The sequence below is a fragment of the Halorubrum sp. C191 genome (genome assembly GCF_002727095.1).
Lineage (GTDB): Archaea > Halobacteriota > Halobacteria > Halobacteriales > Haloferacaceae > Halorubrum > Halorubrum ezzemoulense.
Genome location: NZ_NHNZ01000198.1, coordinates 1 through 6,210 on the forward strand (window position 1 = coordinate 1; position 6,210 = coordinate 6,210).

A 6,210-nucleotide genomic window follows, 5' to 3' on the forward strand; every position below is an offset into this window, starting at 1 on the left:
CCAGCCGCGAATCGGGCGCACGCTCGCGGTGGTCCTTACTTCGCCTGCGCCCGATTCGCGGCTGGGGCTTTGGGAGTATTCACCGCCGACCTGCTGAATCCCGTTTATAATCCGACGGGGAATTTGGAGGGAGCTCCCACCGAGCCGTCAACATCGACGTACTCTGCCTATTCTACGACCGCGAGCGCCACGCCCGCCACGTCGCGAACGCCGACCACCTGGTGTCGCCACCCGTCGCCGGCGTCGACGCAGAGCGTGCCCGCGTCCGTCACCGCGACCGAGACGCCGGGGCCGTAGCCGAGCGCGACGGGCGTCTCGTCCACGGGCAGGTCCGCGGGCGTCCACGTCTCCTCGCCCCACTCGCCGGCCCCGTCCGAGTGAACGAGCAGGTCACCGCCGACGACCGCCATCGCGTGCCCGTCGCCGTCGGACGCGACCGCCTCCGCGACCGCCTCCCGGGCCGTCATCCAACCGTTGCCAAGCCAGTAGAGCCCCGCACCGGTCGCCGCGAGCGGCATCCCGGCGCCGGCCACGTCGCGCGCGTCGTCGAGGCCGACGTCGGTGATGCCGCGCTCACCGACCCGGTACACCGCCTTCGCGCCAGCGACGAGACCGCCGTCGACCGCGCGCGGGTCTGTGACGGTTCCGATCCGCGTCGTCGACGAGACCGTCGCCTCGTCGCCCTCCCCGACGTTGATGCGCTCGATCGCCCCGTCCTCGCGGGCGACAAGGAGCGCGTCGTCACGGTCCCTCGCCGCGCCGACCGCGACCGCCGGCTCGTCGTCGACCGACTCGAACGCCGGGTCGTCGCCGACCGCGGCGACCGAGAGCCCGTCGGGCGTGGCCGCGACGGCGAGGTCGGGGCCGCCGCCGCGAGCGAGGACGGTGACATCGCGGGCGGGGTCGCGGGCGACCATGTCGAACGCGCCGACCTTGTCGGCCGACATCGAGACGCGGACGATCCCCGTCCCCGTCGCGACGTAGGCGTCGGTGCGGCCGACACTGCCCGCGTACACGCGCTTTTCATCGATCGAGATGTCATCCTCGGCGGGAGCCATCGGAGGGCCGTTCTCCGCGGCGGGACATAAGCCCCGCGCGGCGGCGCGCGTTCCGACCCTCCGGGAACGCCCGCCCGTTCCGACGGCCATTTGAGCGCCCCTCGCGTACGCTGATTCGTGCAATCGGTCGCCGCCGAGTTCTCGACGCTGCTCGCGGAGGTGGCCCCCCGACTTGCCCGGATCACGGCGTTCATCGCGGGGGGCGTCTTCGCCGCCAACGTCGCCGTCGCGTTCGGGCTGGTCCGGTACGTCGCCGGGCTCGCGGGGTGGCTCACCCGACCGGCGAACCTCCCGGACGAGGTCGGCACGGCGATCCTCACGACCGCGGCGTCGACGACCGCGGGCTACGCGACGCTCGCGGAGTTCCGCGAGTCGGGCCTGCTCGACGACCGGGCGACGCTCGTCGCAGTGACGATGAACACGTTCTTCGGCTTCGTCCAGCACGTGTTCACCTACTACGTCCCGGTGTTGATCCCGATCCTCGGCGTCACCACCGGCGCCGTCTACGTCGGCGCGCGCGCCGGCATCGCGCTTTTGATCACCGTCACCGGCGTCGTCGCGGGCGGGTTCCTCCTCTCCGAGTCGAACGTCGACCGCGCCGCGCTCGCCGACGTCGAGGCGACCGGGCCCGAGGACGACGACCGTACCGACCGGGAGCGCGTGCGCGACGCGGCCGGGAAGTCGTGGCGGACCCTCCGGCGGATCGTCCCGCGGCTCGCGGTCGTGTACACGCTGGTCATCTGGCTCGTCACGACCTACGACGTGGCGGCCCTGACGAGCGTGGCGGAGCCGATCACGAGCGTGCTGGGCCTGCCGGGTGCCGCGGTGCCGGTCATCGCGGTGTTCACGCTCGACACGACCGCGGGCGCGGCGACGCTCGCCGGGACGGAGGCCGGGATCTTCACGACGCGGACCGCGGTCGCGTCGCTGCTCATCGGGAGCATCCTCTCGTTCGCCGTCTCCACGTTCCGGCGCTCGATCCCGTTCCAGTACGGGATCTGGGGGCCTTCGTTCGGGACGAAGGTGATCGCCGTCAACACCGCGCTCAAGCTCGTCTTCATCTCGGCGACGGTCGCGCTGCTGCTCGCGCCGGTGTGGTGACAGGGCCGGCGGAGCCCGAATCAGTAGGTTCAACACCGGCCCGGATCGATCGGCGCACATGGCGCTCGAAAAGGACGTGGACTGTCCCGACTGCGGCGGGTCTCGTTCGTTCTACCGGACCGCGGCGATGACGCTCCACCTCGGCGAGAAGACGAAGTGGCGCTGTCCCGACTGCGGCTACGGCTACGTCGAGATCGACGGCATCGACACGCTTCCGGCCTGACGAAACCGTTCGCCGGCGCCGCCTCCTCGCCGGCCCCGGGTTTCCGTCCGCGACGCCGCCGCAACACTCAGTACCCCCGGGACTGACCCGGGACACATGAACCGAATTCGGCGACGGTCCGCGGGGGTGAACGCGCGTGGTCGGTGAGGCGCGCGATCCCGACGGCGACACCGGACCGCTGGACGGCGTCACCGTGCTGGACCTCTCTCGCGTGCTCGTCGGCCCGTTCTGTACCATGCAGCTCGGCGACCTCGGCGCCGAAGTGCTCAAGATCGAGCGGCCCGGACAGGGCGACCAGACGCGGACATGGGTCCCGCCGGCGTTCGGCGAGGGCGAGGGCGAAGAGAGCGCCTACTACGTCAGCGTTAACCGGAACAAGCGGTCGATCCAGTTGGACCTGACGACCGAGTCGGGGCGCGCGGTCGCGCGGGACCTCGCCCGCGAGGCCGACGTGCTCGTCGAGAACTTCCGGGTCGGTAAGACCGCCGAGTGGGGCCTCGACTACGGCGACCTCGTCGACGAGAACCCCGGGCTGATCTACTGCGGCATTTCCGGCTACGGCGAGTGGGGCCCCGACCGCGACAAGCCCGCCTACGACATCATGATGCAGGCGCGGGGCGGGTTCATGTCGTTCACGGGCGTCGAGGACGGCCCGCCGGTCCGGATCGGCGTCGCGCTCGCCGACGTCGGCGCGGGGATGTACGCGACGCAGGCGATCCTCGCGGCCCTCCTCGAGCGCGAACTCGGCGACGGCCGCGGCCAGAAGATCGACGTGAGCCTGCTGGACGGGCAGGCCGCCTGGACCAGCTACATGGCGACGAACTACTTCGCCAGCGGCGAGCCGCCGGGACGGATGGGGAGCAAACACCCGAACATCGTCCCGTATCAGGCGTTCGAGACGAGCGACGGGTACGTCGTCGTCGCCTGCTCGTCGGACCCGTTCTGGCCGCCGCTGTGCCGCGCGATCGACCGCCCGGACCTGCTCGCGGACGAGCGGTTCGAGACCAACGAGGGCCGCGTCCGCTACCGGGAGGAGCTCGACCGCGAGCTGAGCGAGACGTTCGCGTCCATGACGACCGCCGAGGCGACCGCGGTCCTGGAGGAACACGACGTGCCCGCGAGCCGCGTCCGCGACGTGAGCGAGGTGTTCGCCGACCCCCAAATCGAGGCGCGCGGGATGGTCGCCGAGGCGGAACACCCGACCGCGGGCACCGTCACGTTCCCCGGCTCGCCCATGCACTTCTCCCGGACGCCGACGACTGTCCGGCGCCACCCGCCGGCGCTCGGCGAACACACGGAGTCAGTTCTCGACGAGTACGGCTACGGCGACGGCGACATCGCGGAGCTGAAAGAACGGGGAGCGATTCCGGACGGCTGACGGCGACGGGACGCTCGGTGGTCGGGTTCCGTCGAGCGCTCCGCCGTCGGTCGCCGTCGAGCGCTCCGCCGTCGGTCGCCGCCGAGCGCTCGGTCACCGGTTTTCCCGGGCGCTCAGTCGTCGTTTTCGGCCGTGATCGGGTCGCTCTCGTCTTCGGTGAACCCCGCCGACTCCTCCTGCCGCTCGCGGGCCTCGGGATCGAACTCGGCCTCGATGTCCTGATACCGCGGGACGAAGGAGAGCTCGTGGTGACTCTCCGTCTCGTGGCCGATGTACCGCTCTTCGAGGTCGAACTGCGCCTCCTCGTCGTTCTGCGCGATGTTCTCGAAGTCCTCGTAGGCCGCGTGGGCGCCCGAGTGGAGACCGTACAGCGTGATGAAGATGTACTGGTAGCCCAGGTCGCCGAGCTCCTCGAAGGTGAGCGGGTCCTCCTCGGCGCCCCACTCGAACGAGGAGGAGTAGTTGAAGGCCAGATCGAGGTCGGGGTGGGTCTCGTGGATCGTCTCGGCGTACTCGACCGCGTCCTCGCGGGACGGGTCGGGCATCTCGGGCCAGACGAGGTCGACGCCGGCGTCGGCGTAGATTCGGCCGCGTTCGAGGTGCTCCTCCCAGTCGCCGTTGGCGGAGCCGTACGCGTCGGTGCGGGCGATGATGACGGTATCCTCGCTCTGCTTGGCGTCGACGGCGGCCTCGAAGCGCGAGCGGGCCTGCTCGCGGGAGACGATCTGCTTGCCGGCGATGTGGCCGCAGCGCTTCGGCGAGGTCTGGTCCTCGATGTGGACGGCGGCGACGCCGGCCTTCTCGTACTCGCGGACCGCGCGCCGGACGTTGTGGACGCCGCCGTAGCCGGTGTCGCAGTCGGCGATGACGGGGAGGTTCGTCGCCTCGACCATGCGCTTCGCGTTCTCGACCATCTCGGACATGGTGACCATCTCCAGGTCGGGGAAGCCGAACTGGCCGAGGACGGTCGAGTAGCCGCTCATGTAGGCCGCGTCGAGGCCCGCCATCTCCGCGAGGCGGGCGTCGAGGGCGTGGTAGATCCCCGGCGCGAACGTGTACTCCTGCTCCTCGAACAGCTCGCGGAGCCGGCGGCCGGCCGGGTTGTCGATATCTCTGGTGAAGACGTCGTCGTCGAGTTCGTTGGGATTCATCGGGTTACTGCGTGGTGTCGTCGTCTGCGGTGTGGTTCGGCGCGGTGCGCCGGCCTGATCGGCGTTTGTCGGCGGGGCGAGCGGTCGGCGCGAACGTCGTCGGGTCCGGGCGCGGTCCGTCGCCGGTCCCCGCCATTGGGACGGTGCTGCGGGACGCGTCCTCGCCGGTCGACCGGGCCGAGCGCTCGCGGGAGCGGCGCGTCGCGTTCGCCGTCATCGCGAACCCCCGTCGGTCCGCGTCCGCGAGGCGGGACGCAGGTCGGGGACCATGGGCGCGTCGCGCTCGTCGTCGGTCGGCGGACGGGTCGGGCGACGGGTGTCGGCCCGGGGCGGCGAGCCGGGCGAGCGCGTCCCCGTGGTCCGGCGCGTCGTGATCGTCGGGACCAGCGGCGCGCCGGCCTCCTCGGTGGGCGGGATGCGGCCGGGGATCGGCTGCGGAGAAGCAGTCCGGTCGGAGCGCTCCGCGGGCTCCGAGCCGGTCGTGCGGTCGGTCGTGCGATCGGTGCGTCGAGTCGTGTCGTCGGGCGTGTCGTCAGGTGTCGTCATCGGGTCGTGTGGGGGGTTGCGGCGGTCGTCTGGTGATCGGGTCGGTGCCTCGGGTCGTTGCGTGTCCGCGTACGGATACTGCCATTGCGACCGGAGCAAATCGGAGGAAGCCAATAAACATAATGATTGATAATGATAATATTCGTTATGTTGTTTTATTCGGTTAAATGTTCCATGACAACACGGCCCATACAAACGAAGACATCCGGGGCTGCGCGCCCCTCGCCGCCGGTGACAGCGTCCACAACACTGTCGGTGACGCCGCCGAGCGACATCGACGGCGTCGGACCGGGCCAGACCGAGCCGGGCCGGACCGATCGCTTATTGACCCCGCCGCGCGGAGCGTAGGGTAGTGAACGAGCGCGACGCTCTCCGGGCTCTCGCGGCCGACCTCCCGCACGCGGGCGACGACGCCGCCGTCGTCGACGGAACGGTCATCACGACGGACATGCTCCACGAGCGGACCGACTTCCCGGCCGGCACAACGCGGTACACAGCCGGCTGGCGCGCAGTCGGCGCGTCGCTGTCGGACGTGGCGGCGATGGGCGCGACCGCCCGGGCCGCGGTCGCCGTCTACGCCGACGAGGCGTTCGACCGCGACGAGCTGACCCGGTTCGTCGCGGGCGCGGTCAACGTCTGCGAGGCGGTCGACGCCGAGTACGTCGGCGGCGACCTCGATGAACACGTCGAGTTCACGACCGCGACCACCGCGGTCGGCGGGATCACCGACGCCGGGGCCGTCACGCGTGACGG

Annotated in this window: 8 protein-coding genes; 4 read left to right on the top strand and 4 right to left on the bottom strand. The window is 70.9% G+C overall.

The genetic code is table 11. From position 1 onward, the window contains the following. Window positions 1-167 precede the first annotated feature (167 nt). On the bottom strand, window positions 168-1,058 hold the full coding sequence (locus Z052_RS17655; protein ID WP_094520859.1) for a hypothetical protein: 891 nt from the start codon (window positions 1,056-1,058) through the stop codon (window positions 168-170). Between the two features lie 117 nt (window positions 1,059-1,175). Here Z052_RS17655 and Z052_RS17660 point away from each other — a divergent pair, with 117 nt between their 5' ends. The 3 genes from Z052_RS17660 (at window position 1,176) to Z052_RS17665 (ending at window position 3,760) form a co-directional block, all read left to right on the top strand. Beyond that, window positions 1,176-2,159, top strand: a complete 984-nt coding sequence (locus tag Z052_RS17660) for a nucleoside recognition protein (protein ID WP_049931560.1) — start codon at window positions 1,176-1,178, stop codon at window positions 2,157-2,159. Between the two features lie 58 nt (window positions 2,160-2,217). Continuing rightward, window positions 2,218-2,382, top strand: a complete 165-nt coding sequence (locus tag Z052_RS20640) for a hypothetical protein (protein ID WP_167373072.1) — start codon at window positions 2,218-2,220, stop codon at window positions 2,380-2,382. 136 nt (window positions 2,383-2,518) lie between these two features. Continuing rightward, entirely contained in the window at window positions 2,519-3,760 is a 1,242-nt protein-coding gene (locus Z052_RS17665) for a CaiB/BaiF CoA-transferase family protein (protein ID WP_094520858.1), read from the top strand. A gap of 113 nt (window positions 3,761-3,873) precedes the next feature. Here Z052_RS17665 and aceA read toward each other — a convergent pair whose 3' ends face one another. From aceA to Z052_RS17680, 3 genes are read right to left on the bottom strand one after another with little or no spacing between them, the layout of a single operon-like run. Next, window positions 3,874-4,911 carry an isocitrate lyase gene (gene aceA, locus Z052_RS17670; RefSeq protein ID WP_086216767.1) on the bottom strand — a complete coding sequence of 346 codons (1,038 nt, stop codon included), beginning with the start codon at window positions 4,909-4,911 and terminating at the stop codon, window positions 3,874-3,876. A gap of 4 nt (window positions 4,912-4,915) precedes the next feature. Continuing rightward, complete coding sequence (locus tag Z052_RS17675; RefSeq protein WP_049931563.1) at window positions 4,916-5,128, bottom strand: hypothetical protein; 213 nt, start codon at window positions 5,126-5,128, stop codon at window positions 4,916-4,918. After that, complete coding sequence (locus tag Z052_RS17680; RefSeq protein WP_094520857.1) at window positions 5,125-5,457, bottom strand: hypothetical protein; 333 nt, start codon at window positions 5,455-5,457, stop codon at window positions 5,125-5,127. The genes Z052_RS17675 and Z052_RS17680 overlap by 4 nt, the downstream gene beginning before the upstream one ends. 352 nt (window positions 5,458-5,809) lie before the next feature. On the opposite strand from Z052_RS17680, the gene Z052_RS17685 reads away from it, so the two are divergent. Continuing rightward, on the top strand, window positions 5,810-6,210 hold a 401-nt coding region (locus Z052_RS17685; RefSeq protein ID WP_241898002.1), incomplete at its 3' end, for an AIR synthase related protein.

Coding starts and splice junctions, on each gene's coding strand:
- Z052_RS17675 (WP_049931563.1), bottom strand. CDS start 5,128: ATGACGGCGAACGCGACGCGCCGCTCCCGCGAGCGCTCGGCCCGGTCG.
- Z052_RS17680 (WP_094520857.1), bottom strand. CDS start 5,457: ATGACGACACCTGACGACACGCCCGACGACACGACTCGACGCACCGAT.
- Z052_RS20640 (WP_167373072.1), top strand. CDS start 2,218: ATGGCGCTCGAAAAGGACGTGGACTGTCCCGACTGCGGCGGGTCTCGT.
- aceA (WP_086216767.1), bottom strand. CDS start 4,911: ATGAATCCCAACGAACTCGACGACGACGTCTTCACCAGAGATATCGAC.
- Z052_RS17655 (WP_094520859.1), bottom strand. CDS start 1,058: ATGGCTCCCGCCGAGGATGACATCTCGATCGATGAAAAGCGCGTGTAC.